Raw genomic sequence first — 25092 nt, forward strand, 5'->3', positions numbered from 1 at the left:
GATGAGCAGTATCGACCCTAAACAATTCGGCAAGGTGGCGGTGCTGCTCGGCGGTAATTCCGCCGAGCGCGAGGTGTCGCTCAATTCCGGGCGCCTGGTGTTGCAAGGTCTGCGCGACGCCGGCGTCGACGCGCATCCATTCGATCCCGCCGAGCGTCCGCTGTCCGCGTTGAAGGATGAAGGCTTCGTGCGCGCGTTCAACGCGCTGCATGGCGGCTACGGCGAGAACGGCCAGATCCAGGGCGCGCTGGATTTCTATGGCATCCGTTACACCGGTAGCGGCGTGCTCGGCTCGGCGCTCGGTCTCGACAAGTTCCGCACCAAGCTCGTGTGGCAGCAGCTCGGCATTCCGACTCCGCCGTTCGAAGCGGTGCTGCGCGGTGACGACTACGAAGCGCGCGCGAAGGAGATCGTCGCGAAGCTCGGTCTGCCGCTGTTCGTGAAGCCCGCGAGCGAAGGTTCGAGTGTCGCCGTGATCAAGGTGAAGAGCACGGACGCGCTGCCGGCCGCGTTGATCGAAGCCGTGAAGTACGACCGTATCGTCGTGGTCGAGAAGAGCATCGAAGGCGGCGGCGAGTACACCGCGTGCATCGCCGGCAATCTGGACCTGCCGGTGATCCGCATCGTGCCCGCCGGCGAGTTCTACGACTACCACGCGAAGTACGTCGCCAACGACACGCAGTATCTGATTCCGTGCGGTCTCGGCGCTGAAGAGGAAGCGCGCCTGAAGGTGCTCGCGCGCCGCGCGTTCGACGTGCTCGGCTGCACCGACTGGGGCCGCGCTGACTTCATGCTCGACGGCGAAGGCAAGCCGTACTTCCTCGAAGTGAACACGGCGCCCGGCATGACCGATCACTCGCTGCCGCCGAAAGCGGCGCGCGCGGTCGGCATCAGCTATCAGGAACTGGTGGTCGGCGTGTTGGCGCTGACGCTGCAGGAATAACCAAGGCAACCGCAAGCGACACCATGTGGAACAACGTTCGCCAGCTCAATCTCGCCAGCAACGCGCTGCACGCGTTGCTGGTGCTCGTGCTGCTGGCGGCGGGCGGTTACTGGCTGATCCAGCGCCCGAATTTCGCGCTGCGCGAGATCCAGATCGACGGCGATACCGAGCACATCAATTCGCCGACGGTACGCGCCGGCGTGGTAGGGCGACTGAAGGGCAACTACTTCACGGTCGATCTCGACGCCGCACGGCAGGCGTTCGAGCAGATGCCGTGGGTGCGTCACGCGAGCGTACGGCGCGTATGGCCGAACGCACTGGCTGTCACGCTGGAGGAGTACAAGCCGCTTGGGACGTGGGGCAGCGATCAGCTGGTGAGCGTCGACGGCGAGCTGTTCACCGCGAACCAGGGCGAGCTCGACGGAGACCTGCCGTCGTTCGACGGCCCGGACGGTACGGCGAAGGAAGTCGTCGCGCGTTATCACGACTTCCAGAAGTGGTTCGCGGCGATCAACGCGACGCCGGAGGAAGTGACGCTGTCGCCGCGCTACGCGTGGACGGTGAAGCTGTCGAACGGCACGCAGGTGGAGTTGGGCCGCGAACGCAATCAGGACACGCTGGCCGATCGCAGCAAGCGCCTGACCGCGGCATGGAGCGCGGTGACGCAACGTTGGGGAAAGGATATCGAGAATGCGGACTTGCGCTATCCGAACGGTTTCGCGATTCGTGCCGCTGGCATGCGCTTCATCAGCGAACCCGACAAGGGCAAGAAGTAAACGGACATCACACGCACTGAGCACGCTATGAGTAAAGACTATAAAGATCTGCTGGTCGCCCTCGACATCGGAACGTCGAAGGTAGTGGCCATCGTCGCCGAGTTGAAGGGCGAGGGTCACTACGAGGTGATCGGTCTCGGCCAGAGCGAATCGAAGGGGCTCAAGAAGGGCGTGGTGGTGAATATCGAAGCCACCGTGCAGTCGATTCAGCGCGCGCTCGAGGAAGCCGAGCTGATGGCCGACTGCAAGATCACGAATGTGTTCACCGGGATCGCCGGCAGCCACATCCGCAGCTTCAACTCGAGCGGCATGGTCGCGATCAAGGAGAAGGAAGTCACGCAGGCCGACGTCGCGCGCGTGATCGAAACCGCGAAGGCGATCAACATTCCGACCGACCAGCAGGTGCTGCATATCCTCACGCAGGAATTCATCATCGACGGTCAGGAGGATGTGCGCGAACCGATCGGCATGAGCGGCATCCGCCTCGAAGTGAAGGTGCATATCGTCACCGGCGCGGTCAGCGCGGCGCAGAACATCGTCAAGTGCGTGCGTCGCTGCGGCCTCGAAGTGAACGATCTGATTCTGCAGCCGCTCGCGTCGTCGCTCGCGGTGCTGACGGAAGACGAAAAGGAACTGGGCGTGGTGCTGGTCGACATCGGCGGCGGCACGACGGACATCGCGATCTTCAGCGAAGGAGCGATCCGCCACACGGCCGTGATTCCGATCGCCGGCGACCAGATCACGAGCGACATCGCGATGGCGCTGCGCACGCCGACGCCGGATGCCGAGGACATCAAGGTCGACTACGGCATCGCCAAGCAGGCGCTCGCCGATCCGGACGAGATGATCGAAGTGCCGGGCCTCGGCGAGCGCGGTCCGCGCACGCTGTCGCGCCAGGCATTGGCGGCTGTGATCGAGCCGCGCGTCGAAGAACTGTTTTCGCTCGTGCAGCAAGTGGTGCGCGAGTCCGGTTATGAGGAGCTGCTGAGCTCGGGCGTCGTGCTGACGGGCGGCGCGTCGATGATGATCGGCATGGTCGAGCTCGGTGAGGACATTTTCCTGAAGCCGGTGCGCATCGGCGTGCCGGAGTACGCGGGCGGTCTCGCCGACGTCGTGCGCAATCCGCGCTATTCGACGGCGATGGGCCTGCTCGTCGAAGGACGCTCGCAGCGCATGCGTGGGCGCAAGGTTGCGGTGCAGTCGGGGTCGATGGGGCAGGTGTTCTCGCGCATGAAGGACTGGTTCCTCGGCAACTTCTGACCACAGGTTTCGAGAAATTCGCGCTGGTGCCGGCGGCCGGTGCGCGACAGGAGGTTGCCCGATCTCCTGCCGGATAACGCCGAGTGGCAGTAATTTTTTATCTTGACGGAGGCAACATGGAATTCCAGATGCTGGAAACCGAAACGAGCGGCACGATCATCAAGGTCGTCGGAGTCGGTGGCGCTGGCGGCAATGCCGTTCAGCACATGATCAACAAAGGCGTGCAAGGCGTCGACTTCATCGTGATGAACACGGACGCGCAGGCACTGTCGCGTTCGCGCGCCACCGCGGTGATCCAGCTCGGCAACACGGGTCTGGGCGCGGGTGCCAAGCCGGAAATGGGCCGCGCCGCCGCTGAGGAAGCACGCGAGCGTATCGCCGACGCACTGCGCGGCGCGCACATGGTGTTCATCACCGCCGGTATGGGTGGTGGCACCGGCACGGGCGCGGCACCGGTCGTCGCGCAGATCGCGAAGGAAATGGGTATTCTGACGGTTGGCGTCGTCAGCAAGCCGTTCGAATTCGAAGGCGGCAAGCGTATGCGCGTGGCGGAAGCCGGTTCGCAGCAACTGGAGGATCACGTCGACTCGCTGATCGTCGTGCTGAACGACAAGCTGTTCGAGGTGATGGGCGACGACGCCGAGATGGACAAGTGCTTCCAGTGCGCTGACGACGTTCTGAACAACGCGGTCGCGGGCATTGCGGAAATCATCAACGTGGACGGTCTCGTCAACGTCGACTTCGAAGACGTGAAGACCGTGATGGGCGAGCAGGGCAAGGCGATGATGGGCACGGCGACGGTTGCCGGCGTCGATCGCGCGCGTCTCGCTGCCGAACAGGCCGTCGCGAGCCCGCTGCTGGAAGGCGTCGATCTGTCGGGCGCGCGTGGCGTGCTGGTCAACATCACGTCGAGCCGTTCGCTGCGTCTGTCGGAAACGCGCGAAGTGATGAACACGATCAAGAGCTATGCCGCGGAAGACGCCACGGTGATCTTCGGCGCCGTGTACGACGACGCGATGGGCGACGCGCTGCGCGTGACGGTCGTCGCGACGGGCCTCGGCCGCGCGGCGAAGAAGCAGCAATCTGCACCGATGACGCTGCTGCGCACCGGCACCGACAACCAGCCGATCGGCGCGATGGCGCATGCGGCGTACACACCGGCGGCAGGCCACGCCAGCACGGCCGACTACGGCGCGCTCGATACGCCGGCAGTGTGGCGCACGTCGCGCGACACAGCGGCCTCGCACGTGCAGGCGCTGCAGGAAAAGGGCGTCGATACGTACGACATTCCGGCATTCCTGCGCAAGCAGGCGGACTGAGCGCACGGGCAGGCTTCGTTGCCGCGTTGCGAGTAGGGTCGCAGACGCAGCGCTGGCGGACGAACGCACGAGCGTGGCGGGTGAACGGCAAGCAGGTCGCTTATCGTCTGATTCGCGGCAGGGGCGACTGCCCCCTGCGGATTCGCGAAGCGGACGAAGTGACTGCCGCCGAACGGCGTTGGCTTATAGTTGAATGGGCCGAACCGAAATTCACTGCGACACGAGGACGTGCGAGCGTGCTTCGCATCGATGCAAAGGACTGAGCATGATCAAGGAAGGTGAAAAGCTGCCCGACGCGACGCTCTTCGAGTACGTCGAAGACGACCGGGCGGGCTGCACGATCGGACCGAACAGCTTCGACGTGCGCGAGCAGACGGCGGGCAAGCGCGTGGTGATCTTCGGATTGCCCGGCGCGTTCACGCCGACCTGTTCGGCCAAACATGTACCGGGCTATGTCGAGCATGCCGAGCAGTTGCGCGCTGCCGGCATCGACGAAATCTGGTGCGTGTCCGTCAACGACGCGTTCGTCATGGGCGCGTGGGGACGCGATCAGCACACCTCGGGCAAGGTGCGCATGATGGCGGACGGTAGTGCGGCTTTCACACGGGCGCTTGGTCTGGAGCAGGATCTGTCGGCGCGCGGCATGGGGATCCGTTCCCTGCGCTACGCGATGGTGATCGACGACGGCGTGGTCAAGACGCTGAACGTCGAGGCTGCCGGCAAATTCGAAGTCAGCGATGCAGCGAGTATTCTCGCCACGTTGAGCTAGTTGCTGACGTCGCACCTTCGTCGCGACCCCGCGCTTATGCCGCGTGGCGTTACGGCAACGGTGATTACGACGCTTTTGTGACAGGCCGTTACGCGGGCCGATGACCGGAAACGCCTCCGTTCCGGGGCATCGGCCCGTCACGCTTTCCGTCGCTGAGCCCAGTGGGTAATGCAGCGAAACAGATTGTCACGTCCCCGCAAAGATGCTGGTCTGGGGATTGGAGTATAATTCGCGCTATGGAATAAAAAATCCTGATTAGGATTTTCAATCGAACTGAATGCCACCATGTTGAAGCAGCGCACAATTAAATCGATCGTCAAGACTGTCGGCATCGGGCTGCACTCCGGCCGTAAAGTCAATCTGACGCTCCGCCCGGCGGCGCCGGGCACTGGCATCGTGTTTTCTCGCGTGGATTTGCCAACGCCGGTGGACATTCCTGCGTCGGCGATGGCGATTGGCGATACGCGTCTGGCTTCCGTATTGCAGAAAGACGGCGCGCGCGTGTCGACCATCGAGCATCTGATGTCCGCCTGCGCCGGTCTTGGCATCGACAATCTTTACGTCGACGTCACCGCCGAGGAAATCCCGATCATGGACGGCAGCGCGGGTTCGTTCGTGTTCCTGATCCAGTCGGCGGGTATCGAAGAGCAGAACGCGCCGAAGAAATTCATCAAGGTCACGAAGTCGGTCGAAATCCGTGACGGCGACAAGTTCGCGCGCCTCGATCCGTACTTCGGTTTCAAGCTCAAATTCACGATCGACTTCCGTCACCCGGCCGTGGACAAAACCGGTCAGGCGTTGGAAGTGGATTTCGCCAACACGTCGTACGTGCGCGAAATCGCGCGTGCCCGCACGTTCGGCTTCGCGCATGAAGTGGAAATGATGCGTGAGCTCGGCCTCGCGCGCGGCGGCAGCATGGACAACGCGATCGTGCTCGACGAGTATCGCATCCTGAACAACGACGGCTTGCGTTACGACGACGAGTTCGTCAAGCACAAAATGCTCGACGCGATCGGCGACCTGTACGTGGTCGGCCATCCGTTGCTCGCGTCGTACACCGCGTACAAGTCGGGCCACGGTCTGAACAACGCGTTGCTGCGTGAGCTGCTCGCGCACGAAGACTCATACGAAATCGTCACTTTCGACGACACGCAGAAGGCCCCGCGCGGCTTCGCGTACGAGACGCAGACGGCGTTCGCATAAAGCCAGCGTAACAGCCAAGCAATGAAAACGGCCCCTCGGGGCCGTTTTTTTCGTCGAGCGTTCAGCGATTGCGCCGATGCCGCGCGGCCATGCGCGCGAGCGCCTCCTGCAACGGCGAAGGCTCGAGCGATTCGCTCAACGCCTGCAGCGCGGCAGCACCGGCCGGCGTCATGCGCGCCTGTTTTACGGGCGGCGGTTCTTTCAGCGCCTGCGGCCGCACGCGAATCCTCAGCGCCTGCACGGGCCAGCCGCGCTGCTGCAAATCCGCCAGCAGCCGCGGCTCCAGATGCCGCAGACGCGCTGCGAGCGCGTTGTGCGCGGCGAACAGGGCCAGCACGCCCTCCTTGATAAAGCCAGGCTCGACGCTCGTCGCCAGATAATCGGGTAGCAGCTCGCGCAGATCCTTCTCGAGCGCGGCGATCTGCTCGACGCCTGCGCGCAGCGCAGCGAACGCGTCCGTGCGGCCGAGTACCTCGGCAAGCGGTTGCGGACGGCGCAGATCGAACGGCTTCGGCGGCCTTGAAAAGGACGAAAAACGGCTCATGTTTGGGATTGACGACGTGAGCTCGCCCCATGCGCGCTCACGCCGCGATTGTACCGCGCGGGCAGCTTGCGAAGTCGGTCCGCGCCGCGCCGGAGGTTGCCGGGCGGGGCTGGCGGAGGCCGGCGCCGTCACGCCTGCGACACGAGCGCGGCCGGAGGCGCGTGCTAAAATGCCCGATTCGAATTCACTCTTGGACTAAGCCGCCGAGGACTTTCCGACCCAGGCGCGGTATGCGCATAGCGCATACCGCGAGCCAGCCGAAGCCGCGACGCAGACACCGATCCGATGACCACCGGTTTTCTACAGAAGCTTTTTGGCAGCCGTAATCAGCGGCTAGTCAAGCAATATCAAAAGACCGTCGCGGCGATCAATGCGCTCGAGCCGCAGATCGAGCAATTGACGGATGACCAACTGCGCGCCAAAACGGGTGAATTCCGCCAGCGCGTCGCGAGCGGCGAATCGCTCGACAAGATCCTGCCGGAAGCGTTCGCGGTCTGCCGCGAGGCCAGCAAGCGGGTGCTGAAGATGCGCCACTTCGACGTGCAGCTGATCGGCGGTATGGCGCTGCACTACGGCAAGATCAGCGAAATGCGCACCGGCGAGGGCAAGACGCTCGTCGCGACGCTGCCGGTCTACCTGAACGCGCTGTCGGGCCGCGGCGTTCACGTGGTCACGGTCAACGACTACCTCGCGCAGCGCGACGCCGAATGGATGGCGGGTCTCTACAACTTCCTCGGTCTGTCGGTCGGTATCAACCTGTCGCAGATGGAGCACACGGCGAAGCAGCAAGCCTACGCCGCCGACATCACCTACGGCACCAACAACGAATTCGGCTTCGACTACCTGCGCGACAACATGGTCTACGAGACCGACGCGCGAGTACAGCGTAGCCTGAACTTCGCGGTCGTCGACGAGGTGGACTCGATCCTGATCGACGAAGCGCGTACACCGCTGATCATCTCCGGCCAGGCCGAAGATCACACCGAACTCTACGTGCGCATGAACGCGTTGCCGCCGCTGCTCGAGCGCCAGATCGGCGAAGAGAAGGCGGACGGCACCGGTGTCGAGAAGCCGGGCGACTACACGCTGGACGAAAAAGGCCGTCAGGTCTTCCTGACCGAGTCGGGCCACGAAAAGGCCGAGCGCCTGCTCTCTGAGTGGGGCCTGATCGGCGACGGCGAAAGTCTGTACGCGCCGCAGAACATCACGCTGATGCACCACGTGTACGCGGCGTTGCGCGCGCACACGCTGTTCTTCAAGGATCAGCACTACGTCGTGCAGAACGGCGAAGTGATCATCGTCGACGAATTCACCGGCCGTCTGATGGCCGGCCGCCGCTGGTCGGACGGTCTGCACCAGGCGGTCGAGGCGAAGGAGCACGTGAAGATCCAGAGCGAGAACCAGACGCTCGCATCGATTACGTTCCAGAATTACTTCCGCATGTACGCGAAGCTGGCCGGCATGACCGGCACGGCCGACACCGAAGCGTACGAATTCAACGAGATCTACGGTCTCGAAACGGTCGTGATCCCGACCAACCGTCCGCCGAAGCGGATCGACAAGCAGGATCAGATCTACAAGACCGCGAAGGAACGCTACGACGCCGTGATCCGCGACATTCGCGAGTGCTTCGAACGCGGTCAGCCGGTGCTGGTCGGCACGACATCGATCGAGAACTCGGAGCTGCTGTCGCATCTGCTGAAGCAGGTCAGCTTGCCGCACGAAGTGCTGAACGCGAAGCAGCACGCGCGCGAAGCGGAGATCGTCGCCGAAGCGGGCCGTCCGCAGCGCGTCACGATCGCGACCAACATGGCCGGCCGTGGTACGGACATCGTGCTCGGCGGCAACGCGGAGAAGCAGGCGTCGTTCATCGAGCAGGACGAAACGCTCGCCGCCGACGAAAAGCAGCGCCGCATCCAGAAGCTGCACGACGAATGGCAGACGCTGCACGATCAGGTGAAGGCCGCGGGCGGTCTGCACATCATCGGCACCGAGCGTCACGAGTCGCGCCGGATCGACAACCAGCTGCGCGGCCGTGCGGGCCGTCAGGGCGACCCGGGTTCGTCTCGCTTCTATCTGTCGCTGGAAGATCCGCTGCTGCGCATTTTCGCGGGCGACCGCGTGCGCGCGATCATGGACCGCCTGAAGATGCCGGAAGGCGAGGCGATCGAAGCGGGCATCGTATCGCGCTCGATCGAATCGGCGCAACGCAAGGTCGAGGCGCGCAACTTCGATATTCGTAAGCAATTGCTCGAATACGACGACGTATCGAACGACCAGCGCAAGGTGATCTACCAGCAGCGCAACGAACTGCTCGAAGCGAACGACATCACCGAGACCATCACCGCGATGCGTCACGGCGTGGTCGGCGACATCGTGCATCAGTTCGTGCCGGTGGGCAGCATCGAAGAGCAGTGGGACGTGCCCGAGCTCGAGGAAGTGCTGCGCAACGAATGGCAGCTCGACCTCGCGATTCAGGAAATGATCAACGAGTCGAACTCGATCAGCGCGGAAGAGATTCTCGAAGCGGTCGAGGCCGCCGCGGACGAGGGGTACGAGGCGAAGGTCCAGCTGGTCGGCCGCGAATCGTTCAGCGCGTTCGAGCGCTCGATCATGCTGCAGACGCTCGACCGCGCGTGGCGCGAGCATCTGGCCGCGCTCGATCATCTGCGTCAGGGCATCCATCTGCGCGGCTATGCGCAGAAGAACCCGAAGCAGGAATACAAGCGCGAGGCGTTCGAACTGTTCGCCGCGATGCTCGACGCCGTGAAGCTCGAAGTCACGCGCATCGTGATGAACGTGCAGATCCAGTCGCCGGAGCAGCTCGAAGCGGCGGCGGAGCAGATGGAAGAGCAGGGCGGTCATCTGGAGAACGTCGAGTTCCGTCATGCGGAGTTCGCGGAAGCCGGCGCCGCCGCGCCGGTCGCGGCCGAAGCGGCCACCGCCGCGATGATCGGCGACGCGATGAGCCACGGCCACGGCGCAGCGCCGCAGGCGGCCGTGCACATGAATACCGACAACGTGCCGAAGGTCGGCCGCAACGACCCGTGCCCGTGCGGCAGCGGCAAGAAGTACAAGCAGTGCCACGGCAAGATCGCCTGATGGCGATGCGGCGCGCTTCCGGGCGCGCCGTGTCGCTTTTAAGCGCCGTTTGGCCGTTTTGATTTCGCGGGTGACCCGGCAGCACACCCGGGTCGTCAGTTCCGTTTCCCCGATGCCGGCGTCCGCCGGCATTTTCTTCGACAGGTCGCGACCATGGCTGTCAACTTTCCCTCGATCGATCCCGCTCAACTCCACCCCGTCGCCGGCGTCACGTTAGGCTGGGCGGAAGCGAATATCCGCAAACCGAATCGCAAGGACGTGCTCGTCATTTCCGTCGACGAAGGCGCGACGGTAGGCGGCGTGTTCACGCAGAACCGCTTCTGCGCGGCGCCCGTCACGGTCTGCCGCGACAACCTGCAGCGCGTGCGCGCGGGCGGCAAGCCGATTCGCGCGCTGGTGATCAATACCGGCAACGCGAACGCGGGCACCGGTGAGTCGGGCCTCGCGGCGACGCGCGAAACCTGCGCGGAACTCGCGCGTCTCGCCGACATCGAGCCCGAGCAGGTGCTGCCGTTCTCGACGGGTGTGATTCTCGAACCGCTGCCGGTCGATCGTCTGAAGGCGGGCTTGCCGGCCGCGCTCGCGAACCGCAAGGAAGCGAACTGGTACGACGCGGCGCAGTCGATCATGACAACCGACACGCTGCCGAAGGCGAGCTCGCGCCAGGTCACGATCGACGGTCACACCGTCACGCTGACCGGCATTAGCAAGGGCGCCGGCATGATCAAGCCGAACATGGCGACCATGCTCGGCTTCCTCGCGTTCGACGCGGCCGTCGCGCAGCCGGTCCTCGACGAGCTCGTGAAGCACGTCGCGGATCGCTCGTTCAACTGCATCACGATCGATGGCGATACGTCGACCAACGATTCGTTCATCCTGATCGCGTCGGGCAAATCGAGCCTGCCCGCGATCACGTCTACCGATTCGCCCGCTTATGCAGCGCTGCGCGACGCGGTGACCGAGGTCGCGCAGAACCTCGCGCAACTGATCGTGCGTGACGGCGAGGGCGCGACCAAATTCATGACCGTGCATGTCGAAGGCGGCTCGAGCGTCGGCGAATGCCGCCAGATCGCCTACGCGATCGGCCACTCGCCGCTCGTCAAGACAGCCTTCTATGCATCGGACCCGAACCTTGGCCGTATTCTCGCGGCCATCGGCTATGCCGGCGTGGACGATCTCGACGTCGGCAAGATCGATCTGTATCTGGACGACGTGCTGGTCGCGACTGCCGGCGGCCGCAACCCGGCCTACCGCGAAGAAGACGGCCAGCGCGTCATGAAGAAAAGCGAGATCGGCATTCGCGTCGTGCTCGGCCGCGGCAATGCGCAAGCCACGATCTGGACCTGCGATCTGTCGCACGACTACGTGAGCATCAACGCTGACTACCGCTCGTAATCAGCTTCAAAGCGCGGCCGCGGGCCGCCTACTTACCATGGACAAACTCGAACTGTTTCTGAACCGGGCCGAAGCCGTGCTTGGCCGCCTGGAAGCGATGCTTCCGCCCGCCGCACCGGAGATCGACTGGTCGGCCGCAGTCGCTTTCCGCTGGCGCAAGCGCCAGGGGCGCGGCTACTTGCAGCCGGTGCACGCTATTTCGCCGATCACGCTCGACGACCTGCAGAACATCGATCGCCAGAAAGGGTTGATCGAACAGAACACGCGCCAGTTCGTGCGCAGTCAGCCGGCCAACAACGTGCTGCTGACAGGCGCGCGCGGTACCGGCAAGTCGTCGCTGATCAAGGCGTGCCTGAACGCGTATGCGAAAGACGGTCTGCGCCTGATCGAAGTAGACAAGGACGATCTGCACGACCTCGGCGACATCGTCGATCTGATTGCGAAGCGGCCGGAGCGCTTCGTCGTGTTCTGCGACGACCTGTCGTTCGAAGAAGGCGAGTCGGGCTATAAGGCGCTCAAGGTCGCGCTCGACGGCTCGGTGGCTGCGCAGTCCGACAACGTACTGATCTATGCGACGTCGAACCGCCGCCATCTGCTGCCCGAGTACATGAGCGACAACGAGACGTACAAGCACACCTCGGACGGCGAGATTCATCCGGGTGAACTGGTCGAAGAGAAGATCTCGCTGTCCGAGCGTTTCGGGCTGTGGGTTAGCTTCTATCCGTTCAAGCAGGACGACTACCTGACGATCATCGCGCACTGGCTGCGCCATTTCGGTTGCGACGACGCCGAGATCGAATCGGCGCGCGGCGATGCGCTCGTGTGGGCGCTCGAACGGGGCTCGCGCTCGGGGCGGGTCGCATGGCAGTTCGCGCGCGACTGGTCCGGCCGTAAGACACCGGCATGAGCGACGCTGACAAAAGCGCCGGCGATGGCGCCGGCAATAGCGTCGGCGCCAACGGCGCGGGCCGTCCGGTCACCGAAGTCGCGGTCGGCGTGCTGGTGCAGCCGGATGGACGCTATCTGCTCGCGCAGCGTCCGACGGGCAAGCCGTACGAGGGCTACTGGGAGTTTCCGGGCGGCAAGCTCGAAGCGGGCGAGTCGGTCGAGGCCGCGCTCGCGCGCGAGCTGCACGAGGAGCTTGGAATCGAGGTCGAGGCGAGCCATCTGTGGCACACGCTCGAACACGATTATCCGCACGCCTATGTGCGCCTCTTCTTCTGCAAGGTGACGCAGTGGTCGGGCGAGCCGCACGGGCGCGAAGGCCAGGCCTTCGTGTGGCAGAGCTTGCCTGCGGATGTCTCGCCGTTGCTGCCGGCCACGATCCCGGTGCTGGAGTGGCTCGCGGCTGAGAAGAAGTGATTGATTGAAGGCAGTGACTGAAAAAGCCACGCGGTAGCGGGCGCTGTATCGGCAGTGCCGGTTCGCGTGGCTTTTTTACTGGCTCGCTCAGTGCGGGTTGTAGTCGCCGCGCGGCGTTTCCTCTTCGGACGAAGACCCTTCCTGTTCGTTGCCGCCAATCCTGTATTTTTCGGCGGCCCATGCGCCCAGATCGGTCTGCTTGCAGCGCTCGGAGCAGAAAGGACGGAAGCGGCTCTCGGAGGTCCAGCGGACATCTTTACCGCAGGTAGGACATTTGACGACGGTAGGCATACGGTCGGACGGTCAATCTCAAACGGAACAAGTAACGAATATAGGGCTATTTCGCGCCGGTTCAAAGGCGCGTTCGGTCAAATCCGGTGTGCGCTGCTCAACGCGGCGGTGATTGACAGGCGATTACAGGCTGCAGAGCGTGAGGTGGAACGGCACGTCGACGTCGACCGCGCGCGGCCGCAAATCGCCGTCCTGCACCGTAAAGCGAACCCACAGCATGTACTTGTTGGCGCTCGCTTCGGGAATCACGCGCAATTCGGGAGCGACGCGAACCTGCATCAACTGATACGAGCGGCCCGACAGCATTTGCTGATAGCTGCCTTGCATCGCCATGACCTTCGACGCCTGGCCCGACTCGCGCGCGAGGCGCAGCACGATGGTGGCCGCGTCGCGCAGCGGCAAAAGCGGTGTCACCCACTTAGCGATGTCCTGGCGACGCTGATCGGGATGCAACTGTTGCCACGCGTAATACGAGGGCAGGTCGAATTTGCAGGTACCCCCGGGGATGATTGCGCGGCTGCGAATGCTCGCGAGCCACTCGTTGTCCGCAAGATGCTGGCCGGCTTTGCCTTGCATCTGCGTGAGCCCCGCAAGGGTCTGTTCGATTTCACCGAGCACCGCTTCGAGCGCGTTCTGCTCGATGCCCGGATTGCCGCGAAACGGCGCGAGCGTCTGCCGCTGCCGCTCGAGTTCTTTCATCAGATCCGACTTCAGATCCGCGCGACCCGCCACTTCGGAGATTTCGAACAGCGTTGTCAGTGCGACGTGATGTTCCCGCGCGTCTTCCTGAGTCAGAAAGAACGTGAAGCGCTCGAACAGATCTTCGAGCCGCAACAGCGTCCGGATTCGCTCATTGAAGGGGTACTCGTAAAGGATCAAGCGGGCTCGCCTCGGGCGTGGTCGGTGACAGGAATGTAAAACATTCTAATGCCGTGGGACTACCCAGGCAATCACGCACTTTTTCTGCGCGCTTTCGCAACTTTTTTGTGAGTTCCCCGTGTTATGGGCGCTTCGGCTCCCGCGTGCGCGCAAAGTTCAATGTGTCGGTGACGGTGCGTCCGCGCGCGCTACAACTCGGCATCGCCCTTCGCCAGCGACAGATACGCTTGATGGTGAGCGTCCACCTGCGCCTCGAGTTCTTCGAGCGGCGCATTGTCATTGACGATCACGTCGTCGGCGGCGGCGAGGCGCGCTTCGCGCGTGGCCTGGCGCGCGATGATCGCGAGCACCTGCTCACGGCTGAAGCCGTTGCGGCTCATCACACGCGCGATCTGCGTGTCGATGCTGCAATCGACGGTGAGCACGCGATTGACGCGGTCCTTCCATGTCCCGGACTCGACCAGCAGCGGCACCACGACCATCACATACGGCCCTTGCGCCGCGCGCTCTTCGCGCTCGGTTTCTGTGCGAATCAGCGGATGCGTGATGCCTTCGAGACGTTTGCGTGCGGTCTCGTCGCTGAACACGAGCGTGCGCATGCGCGCGCGATCGAGCGAGCCATCGGCCGCGACGAACTCGGTGCCGAATTCGGCGGCGATGTGCGGCATCGCCAGGCCATGCGGCGCGGTGATGCGATGCGCGATTACGTCGGTATCGACGAGCGGCACGCCGCGTGCGGCGAACAGACCGGCAACCGTCGACTTGCCACTACCGATGCCGCCGGTGAGTCCCACAACGAACATGGTTCAGCCTCCCAAAGCCAGATAAAGCGGCGTGCCGGCAAACAGCGTAAGCACACCGCCCGCCGCGAGAAACGGCCCGAACGGCAGCGGCTCCTCGAAGCGCATACGGCCACGCCACGTCGCCGCGAGGCCGATCACGGCACCGGCCACCGCGGCGACCAGCACGATCTGCGGCAGCGCGGGCCAGCCGAGCCACGCGCCGAGCGCGGCGAGCAGTTTGAAGTCGCCATAGCCCATGCCTTCGATACCACGCACGAGCTTGAACACCCAATGCACGGCCCACAACACCAGATATCCGAAGATAGCGCCGAGCACCGCATCATGCAGATTCGTGAACATGCCGTTGAAATTGACGATCACGCCGGCCCACAACAGCGGCAGCGTCAAGGAGTCGGGCAGCAAATGCGTGTCGACGTCGATCGCGCTCATCGCCAGCAACGTCGCGCACAGGCCGAACGCGGCGAGTGCCATCAGCGTCGGGCCGAACGCTATCAGTGCACCTGCCGCGAAAGCGGCGCTCGCGGTTTCGAGCAGCGGATAGCGTGCGCTGATATGCGTGCCGCACGCGGAACAACGGCCGTGTAACAGCAGGTAGCTCAGCACCGGCAAGTTTTCCCACGCGCTCAGTACATGGCCGCAATGCGGGCACGCGCTGCGCGGCACCCACAGGTTGTAGCGCGCGGGCAGTCCGTCGTCGGGCTGCGGCTCGTCGGTGGTCTCGCTGATTTCGGCGCGCCATGCACGCTCGAGCATGATCGGCAATCGATGCACGACCACGTTCAGGAAGCTGCCAATCACGAGGCCAAGCACGATCGCGAATGCGATCTGCACGCCGGCGGGCAGGCTCGCGAGCGCGAAGCCGATATCGCTGGCAAAGCGGCCCGGCAGTAAGCCCGCGAGCAGGCTGGAGGTAGTTTGTGACACGGGTGGAAGAGGAGCCTGCATGGTGACGAAGTGGATTCGGCTGCGATGCTACACCACGTTGCCGAGTTGAATAATGGGAAGATACATCGCGATGACGAGGCCGCCGACCAGTGTGCCGAGCACGACGATCACGAGCGGTTCACACAGGCTCGATAGCGTGCCAATCCTGTCGTCGACCTGGCGATCCGCAAGCGACGCGACATCGAGCAGCATGCTGTCGAGCGCGCCGGATTCCTCCGCGACCGCAACGGGCTGCACGACTTCGGGAGGAAAGCAGCGGGCCGCGAGCATGGCCGCGGCGAGCCGTTCGCCGCGCCGCAATCTGATGGCGATGCTTGCCGTCGCGCGATCGAAGAAGGCATTGCCGGTCGCCTGAGTGAGCGAATCGAATGCGTCGGCGAGCGGCGTGCCGGCGGACATCAAGGTGCCAAGCGCGCGACTCCAGCGCGCCGCGCACAGCGTGCGCAGCAGCGGGCCGGCCACCGGCAGGTCGAGCAACAGGCGCGCGAAGCGGATGCGAGCGCTTATCGAACGACGCAGCACGAGCGTGATGGCCGGGCTCATTGCGAGCACCAGTATGAACAGCGGCACACTCCAGCGCGCGGCGGCCGCCGAGAGCGCCAGCACGAACTGCGTCGGCGCGGGCAGCTTCGCGCCGAAGCCATCGAAGATCTGCTTGAACGTCGGCACGACCCACACCAGCAATGCGACGGTTATCGCGATCGCGAGCAGCAGGATTGCGACTGGATAGGTGAGAGCCGCGCGCACCTTGGCACGCTGCGCGGCGGCGCGTTCGCGATCGTCGGCGAGGCGGGCGAGCACGGTGACGAGCGCGCCCGCCGCTTCACCCACCTCGACGAGCTGGCAATACAGCGCATTGAACTGCGCCGGGTGTCGCTGCAAGGCCGCCGAAAACCGCAGGCCGGCGGTGATATCGCGCGCGACAGTGCCAACGATACGCGGCATGCCTTGCCGCTGACCCGACGTCGGCGTCTGCGCGAGTAGTTCGAGCGCGGGCGCGAGCGGCAAACCGGCACGCAGCAGACTGGACAGTTGTCGCGTGAACAGCGTGACAGCGGCCGCGCTGGTCTTCGGGCGTGGCGCCGGCCCTCGCGTTGCGAGTTCGACGATAAAGAGGTTGTCGCGTTTGAGCATCGTGCGTGCGGCGCTCGCGTCGGGCGCGATCAGCGTGCCGCTTTGGCGCGTGCCGTCCGCGTCGACGCCGCGCCATCTGAAGCGCAGATCGGCTGAGACGGGCTTTGTTGGTGACAGCTCGGCGGTACTCATGCGACCTCCGTGGCGGCGAGCGCTTCGGCGAGACTCGTGGTGCCGTCGCGCACGCGCGCAAGCGCCGCGTCGCGTAACGTCGCGACCTGTTCCATCTGCGCGAGGCGGGCCAGCTCGTGCGCGCCCGCGCTTGCGACGATCTGCTCACGCATCGCGTCGGAAACGGGCATCACCTGATGAATGCCGACGCGCCCCCGATAGCCGATGCCATGACAAACCGCGCAGCCGGTCGCCGCATACGGTTGCCAGCCGTCGAGCTCGTGTTCGCCAAAGCCCGCGGCGCGGAGTGCCGCCGGCGAATGCGGCGCGGGCGCGCGGCATGCGACGCACAGTCGCCGCACCAGCCGCTGCGCGGTCACCATGCGCAGCGCTGCGGCAAGGTTGTACGGCTCGACACCGATATCGACGAGCCGCGCGATGGCCGCGGGCGCGTCGTTCGTATGCAGCGTGGACAGCACGAGGTGACCGGTTTGGGCGGCCTTCACGGCAACGTCGGCGGTTTCGTTGTCGCGGATTTCGCCGACCATGATCACGTCCGGGTCCTGGCGTAGGAACGCGCGCAGCGCGACCGCGAAAGTGAGGCCGGCTTTTTCGCGCACGCTGACCTGGTTGATGCCGGCCAGCTGGATCTCGGCTGGGTCTTCCACCGAGCAGAGGTTGCGTGCCTCGCCATTCAGCAGGTTCAGGAAGCAGTACAGCGATAGTGTCTTGCCGCTACCCGTCGGTCCGGTTACGAGCATCAGACCGTGCGGCGCGCGGATCGCGGCGTCGACAGCTTCGCGCTGCCCCGGATCGAGGCCGAGCGAATCGAGCGAAAGATCGGCGGGCAGCGCGTCGAGCCGTCGTAGTACAAGCTTTTCGCCGAACAGCGTCGGCAGCGAATTGACGCGGTAGTCCTCGAGTCGCCCTGGCGACGTCGCGAGGCGTAGCCGGCCGTCCTGCGGCACGCGTCGCTCGGCGATGTCCATGCGCGCGAGCACTTTCACACGCGTGACGAACGCGTCGCGCAGATGTGCGGGCGGCCGCGGGATTTCATGCAGCACGCCGTCGATACGCAGGCGCACACGCCAGCCATGTTCGGCCGGCTCGATGTGGATATCCGACGCATTGCGCCGCGTCGCTTCGTGCAACGTGTCGGTCAATAGACGCACGGCTGGGGCGTTGTCGGGATCGCTCAGACTCGTTGCGCTGGATTCGCCGTCGACAGAGAGTGGGCGCGGCGATGCCGCGGCGGTGGCAAAGGTTGTTTGCATGAGTGACCGGTGATGAGCCGCCTGTAGAACATGACGGTTTCATCTTCCGGTTGCGGGCGTCCGAATGCCATTCGGCCATTCGGCTAATGGCGCGTGTCGCGAGCCTGTGCGATGCTGACTGTGAATCAGCGAGCGACGGCGCCAAGTTCAGCCTGACCGTGCTTTACCGGCCTTCGTGCGCGACGGCGATTTGAAAAGCTTGACGGTGCGGATCGCCTGATCGTCGCTGCGCATCACTTCGAGCTTGGTGTCTCCGATGCGCACGCAGACGTCGCCGTCGGGGATGTCTTCGAGGATTTCGAGAATCAGGCCGTTCAGCGTTTTGGGGCCATCGGTGGGCAGCCCGAGTTGCAGCCAGCGGTTCAGCTCGCGCAACGGCATGCTTCCCGCGACGATGCATTCGCCCGCCTCGTTCCAGCCACCGCGTGAGCTGGCGCTGCGCGGAATCGACGTGGTGAATTCGCCGATCAGTTCCTCGATGATGTCTTCCGGTGTGACGAGGCCTTGCAGTTCGCCGTATTCGTTGACGACGAGTGCGATGCGTTGCCGGCTCTCCTGAAAGTATTGCAGCTGCTGGAACACCGGCGTGCCGCTTGGCACGAAGTACGGCTCGGCGAGCAGCTCGCGCAAGGTATCGCGCTCGAGCTCCTGGTTGTGCAGCCCTGACAGCGTCTTGCGCACGTGCAGCACACCGAGCACGCGGTCGATGTCGCCCTGGTAGACGATCAGCTTGTTGTGATAGCAGGTCTCCAGTTGATGCAGGATCTGTTCGAACGGCGCATCGAAGTCGAGCGCCTCAATACGGCGGCGCGGGATCATCACGTCATCGACGGAGATGTTTTCGAGGTCGAACAGGTTCAGCAGGATGCTGCGGTGCTTGGTGGGCATGAAGCTTCCCGACTCGAGCACGATGGTGCGCAGTTCTTCGGTGGACAGCCGCTGGTCGCGCGCGCCCTTCGTGTTGATGTGCAGCACGCGCAGGATGCCGGTCGCGAACAAGTTGACAAACCAGATCAGTGGTCTCGCGACGCGCATCAACGGCGCGATCAGCAGGCTCGCGGGCAGCGCGATTTTCTCGGGAAACGTCGCGCCGACGATCTTCGGTGTGATCTCCGCGAACACGATAATGAGGAACGCGACGATACCGGTCGCGATCGACAGCACGAGGCTATTGCGGCCGAACGTGTGCAGCGCGAGCGATGTCGTCAGTACCGGAATGATCGTGTTGAACAGGTTGTTGCCGATGAGGATCACGCTGAGCAGCTGATCGGTTTTTGCGAGCAGGCCCTGAGTCGTCTTTGCGCCGAGCGTGTTCTTGCTGGCGAGATGTTTGAGGCGATGACGATTGAGCGCCATCATCGCTGTCTCGGAAATGGAAAAGAAGGCGGAGCAGACAAGGAGCAGAAGGACGGCGCCGATCTGCGCCCATAAGGGAAGTTGTTCCACGCGTCGTGAAAAAATAGGGGGAAAGGATGGAGAGAATATAGCAGAGGGGGCCGCGCGTTCTGGCGTGGACGGCGGCTGACGCCGCTAGAACGACAACGTGGCAACGTACGCACTGTGCCTGACGAGCCGGAGGAAGGAAAGCGGCGAAGGGCAGCACGAAAGCAACGAAAAAAGCGCCGCGCAAAACAAAAAACCGCCCAGCAACGCTGCGGCGGTTTTGAACCTTGAGCTAACAAGGACAATCTGGTCGGGGTGAGAGGATTCGAACCTCCGGCCTCTACGTCCCGAACGTAGCGCTCTACCAGGCTAAGCTACACCCCGATTTGGTACTGCTGACTCGATTCAGACTAATTCGGTGTTTCAGTCTTATTCAAGACTGCCTTGCCGTCGAGTAAGAACATAAGTCTAGCAGGCTCTCTTTGAAAATGGAATGGGGAAACGACGAAATTGCTGCCGCGGCTGCCTGCGCCTCCTGTTTCGCGCACTCGAGCGTGTGATCCAGCGCGCCCGAGCGCGTGATCGCGTCGAAAATCGTATCGAAACGGTCGGTGCCGCCTTGCTCGATGGCTTCGCGCGCGAGCGCCGACTGCTCGGGTGTGCCGCGTTCGATCAGATAGATGAGCGGAAGCGTCGGTTTGCCTTCGCGCAGATCGTCGCCGGCGTTCTTGCCCATCGACTCGGCCGTGCCTGTGTAGTCGAGCCAGTCGTCCATGATCTGGAACGCGGTGCCGATGCGACGGCCGTACTCGGCGGCGGCGGCTTCGGTTTTCGCGTCCGAGGCGGCCAGCACCGCGCCGAGCTGGGCGGCCGCCTCGAACAGCTTTGCGGTCTTGTAGCGGATCACCTGCATGTAACGGACTTCGTCGACGTCGGCATCGTGCATGTTCAACAACTGCAGCACTTCGCCTTCAGAGATGATGTTGGTCGCCTCCGACAGAATTTCCATCACGCGCATCTTGCCCGCGCCGACCATCATCTGGAACGACCGTGAGTAGAGAAAGTCACCGACCAGCACGCTCGCCGCGTTGCCGAACAGCGCATTGGCGGTCTGGCGGCCGCGCCTCAGGTCGGACTCGTCGACCACGTCGTCATGCAGCAGCGTGGCCGTGTGAATGAATTCGACGACCGCTGCCAGCTCGTGCCGGTGCCCCGTCGTATCGCCCAGCGCGCCCGCCACCAGCAACAGCAGCGCGGGCCGCAGCCGCTTGCCGCCGGCGCTGATGATGTACTCGGAAATCTGATTGATCAGCATCACGTCCGACGCAAGACGTTGCCGGATGACGCGATTGACCTGCTGCATGTCTTCGGCGATCGGAGCAAGCAGGCTGGCGACGTTGGGGGAGGTGGTGGCAGTCGACGACATGATGGCTGAATTGGGTAGTGCCGCGAATTATAAGGCGATCGGGGCGCTTCCGGGTCGTCGGCTGCGGCGTGGATGCATTCCGCATGGCGCGCGGGGCGCCTGCCAAGGCCGTCTGCGGGGCGCCGCGCGTCGCAGGTATGCCATCTGCGAGCGCCTGGGAAGGAGGGCAAAGCCGGACGGTAGACGGTTTGGTAAGCAGGTTTTGACCGAGCAGCTAACTCTATGTATAATCGAGAGTTTCCGCGCGCGGTGCGTGGGAAAAATGAATACAGAGTGAGGTTCTCAATGTACGCGGTCATAAAAACCGGTGGCAAGCAGTACAAGGTTGCCGTCGGCGAAAAACTTAAAGTAGAACAGATACCGGCAGACATTGACGCTGAAATCACGCTCGACCAGGTTCTCGCAGTGGGCGAAGGCGAATCGATTAAGTTCGGTACGCCGCTGGTCAGTGGGGCTTCCGTCAAGGCTACCGTCGTGTCGCAAGGTCGTCACGCCAAAGTGACGATCTTCAAGATGCGTCGCCGGAAGCACTACCAGAAGCATGGCGGCCACCGCCAGAACTATACCGAACTGCGCATCGACGCGATCAACGCGTAAGCGCACCGGTTAAGGAGCAAATCAAATGGCACACAAAAAGGCAGGCGGATCGTCCCGGAACGGCCGCGACTCCGAATCGAAACGCCTCGGCGTTAAGGTTTTCGGCGGCCAGGCTATCAACGCTGGTGGCATCATCGTGCGTCAGCGCGGTACGCGCATGCACGCTGGCGAGAACGTCGGCATGGGCAAGGATCACACCCTGTTCGCGCTGAAGGACGGCCACGTCCAGTTCTCGACGAAGGGCGCGGCGAAGAAGCACACCGTTTCCGTCGTCCCGGCAGCCTGAGTTTAATCAGGCACGGGCTTCAGGACCGGAAAAAGGCCCCGCGAAGTTCGCGGGGCCTTTTTTATTGCGGCGCCTCTTTAGCTTGGCGCCGAAGCCGCGCAGCCGACCGCTCCTCATCGGCGGACTATGGAGTTCGGTCGATTGATCAACGCGCGGCGCGCGCGGCAAAATAGCAGCATCCAATCAGTATCAACCCCTGCATCGAATCGGGCAGTACACCACGTGACGGAGTAACGCATGAAGTTCATTGACGAAGCGAGGATTGAAGTCATCGCCGGCGACGGAGGGGATGGCAGCGCGTCGATGCGCCGCGAGAAGTTCGTCCCGTTCGGCGGCCCCGATGGCGGTGACGGCGGCCGGGGCGGCAGCGTGATCGCGGTGGCTGACCGCAACATCAACACGCTGATCGATTACCGCTACGCGAAAAAACATCTGGCGCGCAACGGCGAAAACGGCCGCGGCTCGGATTGCTACGGCAAGGGCGGCGACGACATCACGCTGCGCATGCCGGTCGGCACCACCATCACGGACATGGAAACCGGCGAGCTGATCGCCGATCTGACCGAGCACAACCAGAGCGTGCAAATCGCGCAAGGGGGAGCCGGCGGCCTCGGCAACCTCCATTTCAAGTCCAGCACGAACCGCGCGCCGCGTCAGAAGACCGACGGCAAGCCGGGCGAGCGCCGCATGGTCCGCCTCGAACTAAAAGTTCTGGCCGACGTCGGTCTGCTCGGCATGCCGAATGCGGGCAAGTCGACGTTTATCTCGTCGGTGTCGAACGCGAAGCCGAAAATCGCCGACTACCCGTTCACCACGCTCGCGCCGAACCTTGGCGTCGTGCGCGTCGGGCCGAGCCGCAGCTTCGTGATTGCCGACATTCCGGGGCTGATCGAAGGCGCGGCGGAAGGCGCCGGCCTAGGCCATCAATTCCTGCGCCACCTGCAGCGCACCGGGCTGCTGCTGCACATCGTCGACATCGCACCGTTCGATGAATCGATCGATCCGGTCGCGGAAGCGAAGGCGATCGTCAACGAACTGCGCAAGTACGACGAAGAGCTTTATCAAAAGCCGCGCTGGCTTGTGCTGAACAAGCTGGACATGGTGCCTGAGGACGATCGCGAAGCGCGCGTGGCGGCTTTCCTCGACGGCTTCGGCTGGGACGGTCCGGTGTTCGAGATCTCGGCGCTGACTGGCCAAGGCTGTGAAAATCTTTGCTACGCGGTGTTCGACTACCTCGCCGAGCACTCCGACGCGCAACGCGCGGCCGAAGCCGAAGACCTAGCCTCCGACGTGCGTTTCCGCGACGGTACGCAAGTACCGGCCGCGACCCGCGAAGCCGGCACCGATCCGCAGGAATAACAACTCGAGCGCCGGCGCCAGCGGCGGGTACCGGTATGCATCACGCGTCATCTTGGGAGACAGCGCACAATGCGTTCCGTCATCGCAGATTCACGGCGATTGGTCGTCAAAGTCGGTTCGAGCCTCGTCACGAACGACGGGCGTGGCCTCGATCATGTGGCGATCGGCCGCTGGGCCGCGCAAATTGCCGCACTGCGCGCGCAAGGCAAGGAAGTCGTGCTGGTCAGCTCGGGCGCGATCGCCGAGGGCATGCAGCGGCTCGGCTGGACGAAGCGGCCGCGTGAAATCGATGAGCTGCAGGCGGCCGCGGCGGTCGGTCAGATGGGTCTCGCGCAAGTGTACGAAAGCCGCTTCGCCGAACATTCCATCCAGACTGCGCAGATCCTGCTTACTCACGCTGACCTTGCTGACCGCGAGCGCTATCTGAACGCTCGCTCCACGCTGCTCACGCTGCTGGGGCTCGGAGTTGTACCGATCATCAACGAGAACGACACGGTCGTCACCGACGAAATCAAGTTCGGCGACAACGACACGCTCGGCGCGCTGGTTGCCAATCTGATCGAGGGCGACGCGCTGATCATTCTGACGGACCAGCAAGGCCTTTTCACCGCAGATCCGCGCAAGGACCCGACCGCGACACTCGTCCAGCAAGCCGACGCCGGCGCGCCTGAGCTCGAGGCGATGGCGGGCGGTGCGGGCTCGAGCCTCGGCCGCGGCGGCATGCTGACCAAGATTCTCGCCGCGAAGCGTGCGGCCCATAGCGGCGCCAATACGGTGATCGCGAGTGGGCGCGAGTCGGACGTGCTGGTGAGACTGGCGGCCGGCGAGGCGATCGGCACCGAACTGATGGCGCGCACCGCGCGCATGGCGGCGCGCAAGCAATGGATGGCCGATCACCTGCAGGTGCGCGGCCACGTCGTGATCGATGACGGCGCGGTTGAAAAACTGACCGCCGGCGGCAAGAGCTTGCTGCCGATCGGCATCGTCGGTGTGCAGGGTGCATTCGCGCGCGGCGAGGTGATCGCGTGTCTGAGCGCGTCAGGCCGCGAGGTCGCACGTGGTTTGACGAACTACAGCAGCGCGGAAACCAAACTGATCCAGCGGCGTCCGAGCGGCGAAATTGAGTCAGTGCTCGGCTATATGCTCGAGCCCGAACTGATTCATCGCGACAATCTCGTGGTGCTTTGACCTGCGAGGCGGCGCGCATATCGCGCGTATGAAGAGCCAACAATAAAGCCGTTCCAGCGCAGGCTGGAACGGCTTTTTAATCGTCACGTATAAGCAACGGCGCCTGAGCCGGGCGCGCGCCGCGCAACGGCGTCAATGAATCTGCGACGTCTGCGTGCGCTTGTAACGAATGTTCTCGACGATGTGCTGCGCGCTGCCGATCGGAATCTTGTTTGCGCACATATAGTCCTGATACAACGCGGCCTGATACGCATTCAGCGCGCCGTTTTCGATCCGCGAAAACGGGTTCGCGACCGTCGTGTCCCAGCCGTCGTGATCGGCGTTCAGGCCCGCATACTGACGCCATTCATACGTGTCGCAGCGGATGCCCTCGTAATTGACGTTGCGCGCACCGCCCGGGCTCGTGACGACCACCGTGTAACGCACGACGCCGTCGTCGCCGACGCTGACCGACTTCGGGTCGATCGCAAATTGCAGCGGCGTATTGCCGGAGACTTCGAACGGCAGCAGGTTCGCATCGGAGGGCAGCGGCGGCAATGTGTCGACCTTGTTTTCAACCCAGTTGCTCTTGCGGTCAAGCAGATAGGTGAACTCGCTGTCGTCTTTGTTGGTCGGTTTGCCGGCGCTCGAACAGCCTGCCAGCAGGGCGCCGGTGGCGACGCACGCCACGGCGAATGCAAATGCTTTCAATCTGATTCCCTCGAGAGACAGACGCGGCTCGAAAGCCGCGCCAGAGAGAGGCG

The 25092-nt window shown here is 63.8% G+C and carries 24 protein-coding genes and 1 tRNA gene; 14 read left to right on the forward strand and 11 right to left on the reverse strand.

The window, feature by feature from the left end:
* The first annotated feature begins 1 nt into the window (after position 1).
* From OKW44_RS31950 to lpxC, 6 genes are all read left to right on the forward strand, one after another.
* The gene (locus OKW44_RS31950; protein WP_018421886.1) at positions 2 to 943 is read left to right on the forward strand and encodes a D-alanine--D-alanine ligase; all 942 of its coding nucleotides are present in this window, start codon (positions 2 to 4) and stop codon (positions 941 to 943) included.
* Between the two features lie 23 nt (positions 944 to 966).
* Positions 967 to 1719 (forward strand): cell division protein FtsQ/DivIB, encoded by a 753-nt coding sequence (locus tag OKW44_RS31955; RefSeq protein WP_018421885.1) that lies wholly within the window; start codon positions 967 to 969, stop codon positions 1717 to 1719.
* 27 nt (positions 1720 to 1746) lie between these two features.
* Positions 1747 to 2979: a cell division protein FtsA gene (ftsA, locus tag OKW44_RS31960; protein ID WP_008921172.1), complete on the forward strand. Its 1233-nt coding sequence runs from the start codon at positions 1747 to 1749 to the stop codon at positions 2977 to 2979.
* A gap of 116 nt (positions 2980 to 3095) precedes the next feature.
* Entirely contained in the window at positions 3096 to 4298 is a 1203-nt protein-coding gene (ftsZ, locus tag OKW44_RS31965) for a cell division protein FtsZ (protein ID WP_018421884.1), read from the forward strand.
* Positions 4299 to 4563: 265 nt separating this feature from the next.
* Positions 4564 to 5067 carry a peroxiredoxin gene (locus OKW44_RS31970; protein WP_018421882.1) on the forward strand — a complete coding sequence of 168 codons (504 nt, stop codon included), beginning with the start codon at positions 4564 to 4566 and terminating at the stop codon, positions 5065 to 5067.
* A gap of 285 nt (positions 5068 to 5352) precedes the next feature.
* Positions 5353 to 6270 carry a UDP-3-O-acyl-N-acetylglucosamine deacetylase gene (lpxC, locus tag OKW44_RS31975; RefSeq protein ID WP_018421881.1) on the forward strand — a complete coding sequence of 306 codons (918 nt, stop codon included), beginning with the start codon at positions 5353 to 5355 and terminating at the stop codon, positions 6268 to 6270.
* Positions 6271 to 6331: 61 nt separating this feature from the next.
* On the opposite strand, the gene OKW44_RS31980 is transcribed toward lpxC, so the two are convergent.
* Positions 6332 to 6814 carry a DciA family protein gene (locus OKW44_RS31980; protein WP_018421880.1) on the reverse strand — a complete coding sequence of 161 codons (483 nt, stop codon included), beginning with the start codon at positions 6812 to 6814 and terminating at the stop codon, positions 6332 to 6334.
* A 285-nt stretch (positions 6815 to 7099) separates the two neighbouring features.
* On the opposite strand from OKW44_RS31980, the gene secA reads away from it, so the two are divergent.
* From secA to OKW44_RS32000, 4 genes are all read left to right on the forward strand, one after another.
* Complete coding sequence (gene secA / locus OKW44_RS31985) at positions 7100 to 9916, forward strand: preprotein translocase subunit SecA (RefSeq protein WP_018421879.1); 2817 nt, start codon at positions 7100 to 7102, stop codon at positions 9914 to 9916.
* Between the two features lie 153 nt (positions 9917 to 10069).
* Positions 10070 to 11311, forward strand: coding sequence for a bifunctional glutamate N-acetyltransferase/amino-acid acetyltransferase ArgJ (argJ, locus tag OKW44_RS31990; RefSeq protein WP_018421878.1), 1242 nt, complete (start codon positions 10070 to 10072; stop codon positions 11309 to 11311).
* 37 nt (positions 11312 to 11348) lie between these two features.
* Complete coding sequence (locus OKW44_RS31995) at positions 11349 to 12218, forward strand: ATP-binding protein (protein ID WP_018421877.1); 870 nt, start codon at positions 11349 to 11351, stop codon at positions 12216 to 12218.
* The gene (locus tag OKW44_RS32000) at positions 12215 to 12673 is read left to right on the forward strand and encodes an NUDIX domain-containing protein (protein WP_018421876.1); all 459 of its coding nucleotides are present in this window, start codon (positions 12215 to 12217) and stop codon (positions 12671 to 12673) included. Before OKW44_RS31995 ends, OKW44_RS32000 begins: the two co-directional genes overlap by 4 nt.
* A gap of 87 nt (positions 12674 to 12760) precedes the next feature.
* Here OKW44_RS32000 and OKW44_RS32005 read toward each other — a convergent pair whose 3' ends face one another.
* The 9 genes from OKW44_RS32005 to OKW44_RS32045 form a co-directional block, all read right to left on the reverse strand.
* The gene (locus tag OKW44_RS32005) at positions 12761 to 12964 is read right to left on the reverse strand and encodes a DNA gyrase inhibitor YacG (RefSeq protein ID WP_084754177.1); all 204 of its coding nucleotides are present in this window, start codon (positions 12962 to 12964) and stop codon (positions 12761 to 12763) included.
* Between the two features lie 123 nt (positions 12965 to 13087).
* Positions 13088 to 13843, reverse strand: a complete 756-nt coding sequence (gene zapD, locus OKW44_RS32010; RefSeq protein ID WP_026226047.1) for a cell division protein ZapD — start codon at positions 13841 to 13843, stop codon at positions 13088 to 13090.
* A 188-nt stretch (positions 13844 to 14031) separates the two neighbouring features.
* Complete coding sequence (gene coaE / locus OKW44_RS32015) at positions 14032 to 14646, reverse strand: dephospho-CoA kinase (protein WP_018421874.1); 615 nt, start codon at positions 14644 to 14646, stop codon at positions 14032 to 14034.
* A 3-nt stretch (positions 14647 to 14649) separates the two neighbouring features.
* Entirely contained in the window at positions 14650 to 15591 is a 942-nt protein-coding gene (locus tag OKW44_RS32020; protein WP_026226046.1) for a prepilin peptidase, read from the reverse strand.
* 27 nt (positions 15592 to 15618) lie between these two features.
* Complete coding sequence (locus OKW44_RS32025) at positions 15619 to 16857, reverse strand: type II secretion system F family protein (RefSeq protein ID WP_018421872.1); 1239 nt, start codon at positions 16855 to 16857, stop codon at positions 15619 to 15621.
* Complete coding sequence (locus OKW44_RS32030) at positions 16854 to 18110, reverse strand: GspE/PulE family protein (protein WP_018421871.1); 1257 nt, start codon at positions 18108 to 18110, stop codon at positions 16854 to 16856. Before OKW44_RS32030 ends, OKW44_RS32025 begins: the two co-directional genes overlap by 4 nt.
* A 147-nt stretch (positions 18111 to 18257) precedes the next feature.
* Positions 18258 to 19556 (reverse strand): HlyC/CorC family transporter, encoded by a 1299-nt coding sequence (locus OKW44_RS32035; protein ID WP_084754176.1) that lies wholly within the window; start codon positions 19554 to 19556, stop codon positions 18258 to 18260.
* A 244-nt stretch (positions 19557 to 19800) separates the two neighbouring features.
* A tRNA-Pro gene (locus OKW44_RS32040) sits at positions 19801 to 19877 on the reverse strand.
* Positions 19878 to 19926: 49 nt separating this feature from the next.
* Positions 19927 to 20919, reverse strand: a complete 993-nt coding sequence (locus OKW44_RS32045; RefSeq protein WP_018421869.1) for a polyprenyl synthetase family protein — start codon at positions 20917 to 20919, stop codon at positions 19927 to 19929.
* A 285-nt stretch (positions 20920 to 21204) separates the two neighbouring features.
* Here OKW44_RS32045 and rplU point away from each other — a divergent pair, with 285 nt between their 5' ends.
* The 4 genes from rplU to proB all read left to right on the forward strand — a co-directional run bounded on the left by rplU (position 21205) and on the right by proB (position 24349).
* Positions 21205 to 21516 carry a 50S ribosomal protein L21 gene (rplU, locus tag OKW44_RS32050; protein ID WP_007180329.1) on the forward strand — a complete coding sequence of 104 codons (312 nt, stop codon included), beginning with the start codon at positions 21205 to 21207 and terminating at the stop codon, positions 21514 to 21516.
* Positions 21517 to 21541: 25 nt separating this feature from the next.
* Positions 21542 to 21802, forward strand: a complete 261-nt coding sequence (gene rpmA / locus OKW44_RS32055) for a 50S ribosomal protein L27 (RefSeq protein ID WP_018421868.1) — start codon at positions 21542 to 21544, stop codon at positions 21800 to 21802.
* Between the two features lie 237 nt (positions 21803 to 22039).
* Positions 22040 to 23161 carry an Obg family GTPase CgtA gene (gene cgtA, locus OKW44_RS32060; RefSeq protein WP_018421867.1) on the forward strand — a complete coding sequence of 374 codons (1122 nt, stop codon included), beginning with the start codon at positions 22040 to 22042 and terminating at the stop codon, positions 23159 to 23161.
* 69 nt (positions 23162 to 23230) lie between these two features.
* Entirely contained in the window at positions 23231 to 24349 is a 1119-nt protein-coding gene (proB, locus tag OKW44_RS32065) for a glutamate 5-kinase (RefSeq protein ID WP_026226045.1), read from the forward strand.
* Positions 24350 to 24481: 132 nt separating this feature from the next.
* Here the strand turns inward: proB and OKW44_RS32070 are convergent, their stop codons facing one another.
* Positions 24482 to 25039 (reverse strand): CNP1-like family protein, encoded by a 558-nt coding sequence (locus tag OKW44_RS32070; RefSeq protein WP_018421865.1) that lies wholly within the window; start codon positions 25037 to 25039, stop codon positions 24482 to 24484.
* Between the last annotated feature and the right edge of the window lie 53 nt (positions 25040 to 25092).

This window comes from Paraburkholderia lebeckiae, from assembly GCF_050436325.1.
In the GTDB taxonomy this organism is placed as follows: Bacteria; Pseudomonadota; Gammaproteobacteria; order Burkholderiales; family Burkholderiaceae; genus Paraburkholderia; species Paraburkholderia tuberum.

Bases quoted from the DNA above. Each gene is read 5' to 3' on its own strand.
- OKW44_RS31950 (WP_018421886.1), top strand. From the start codon at position 2: ATGAGCAGTATCGACCCTAAACAATTCGGCAAGGTGGCGGTGCTGCTC.
- OKW44_RS31955 (WP_018421885.1), top strand. From the start codon at position 967: ATGTGGAACAACGTTCGCCAGCTCAATCTCGCCAGCAACGCGCTGCAC.
- ftsA (WP_008921172.1), top strand. From the start codon at position 1,747: ATGAGTAAAGACTATAAAGATCTGCTGGTCGCCCTCGACATCGGAACG.
- ftsZ (WP_018421884.1), top strand. From the start codon at position 3,096: ATGGAATTCCAGATGCTGGAAACCGAAACGAGCGGCACGATCATCAAG.
- OKW44_RS31970 (WP_018421882.1), top strand. From the start codon at position 4,564: ATGATCAAGGAAGGTGAAAAGCTGCCCGACGCGACGCTCTTCGAGTAC.
- lpxC (WP_018421881.1), top strand. From the start codon at position 5,353: ATGTTGAAGCAGCGCACAATTAAATCGATCGTCAAGACTGTCGGCATC.
- OKW44_RS31980 (WP_018421880.1), bottom strand. From the start codon at position 6,814: ATGAGCCGTTTTTCGTCCTTTTCAAGGCCGCCGAAGCCGTTCGATCTG.
- secA (WP_018421879.1), top strand. From the start codon at position 7,100: ATGACCACCGGTTTTCTACAGAAGCTTTTTGGCAGCCGTAATCAGCGG.
- argJ (WP_018421878.1), top strand. From the start codon at position 10,070: ATGGCTGTCAACTTTCCCTCGATCGATCCCGCTCAACTCCACCCCGTC.
- OKW44_RS31995 (WP_018421877.1), top strand. From the start codon at position 11,349: ATGGACAAACTCGAACTGTTTCTGAACCGGGCCGAAGCCGTGCTTGGC.
- OKW44_RS32000 (WP_018421876.1), top strand. From the start codon at position 12,215: ATGAGCGACGCTGACAAAAGCGCCGGCGATGGCGCCGGCAATAGCGTC.
- OKW44_RS32005 (WP_084754177.1), bottom strand. From the start codon at position 12,964: ATGCCTACCGTCGTCAAATGTCCTACCTGCGGTAAAGATGTCCGCTGG.
- coaE (WP_018421874.1), bottom strand. From the start codon at position 14,646: ATGTTCGTTGTGGGACTCACCGGCGGCATCGGTAGTGGCAAGTCGACG.
- OKW44_RS32020 (WP_026226046.1), bottom strand. From the start codon at position 15,591: ATGCAGGCTCCTCTTCCACCCGTGTCACAAACTACCTCCAGCCTGCTC.
- OKW44_RS32025 (WP_018421872.1), bottom strand. From the start codon at position 16,857: ATGAGTACCGCCGAGCTGTCACCAACAAAGCCCGTCTCAGCCGATCTG.
- OKW44_RS32030 (WP_018421871.1), bottom strand. From the start codon at position 18,110: ATGCAAACAACCTTTGCCACCGCCGCGGCATCGCCGCGCCCACTCTCT.
- OKW44_RS32045 (WP_018421869.1), bottom strand. From the start codon at position 20,919: ATGTCGTCGACTGCCACCACCTCCCCCAACGTCGCCAGCCTGCTTGCT.
- rplU (WP_007180329.1), top strand. From the start codon at position 21,205: ATGTACGCGGTCATAAAAACCGGTGGCAAGCAGTACAAGGTTGCCGTC.
- rpmA (WP_018421868.1), top strand. From the start codon at position 21,542: ATGGCACACAAAAAGGCAGGCGGATCGTCCCGGAACGGCCGCGACTCC.
- cgtA (WP_018421867.1), top strand. From the start codon at position 22,040: ATGAAGTTCATTGACGAAGCGAGGATTGAAGTCATCGCCGGCGACGGA.
- proB (WP_026226045.1), top strand. From the start codon at position 23,231: ATGCGTTCCGTCATCGCAGATTCACGGCGATTGGTCGTCAAAGTCGGT.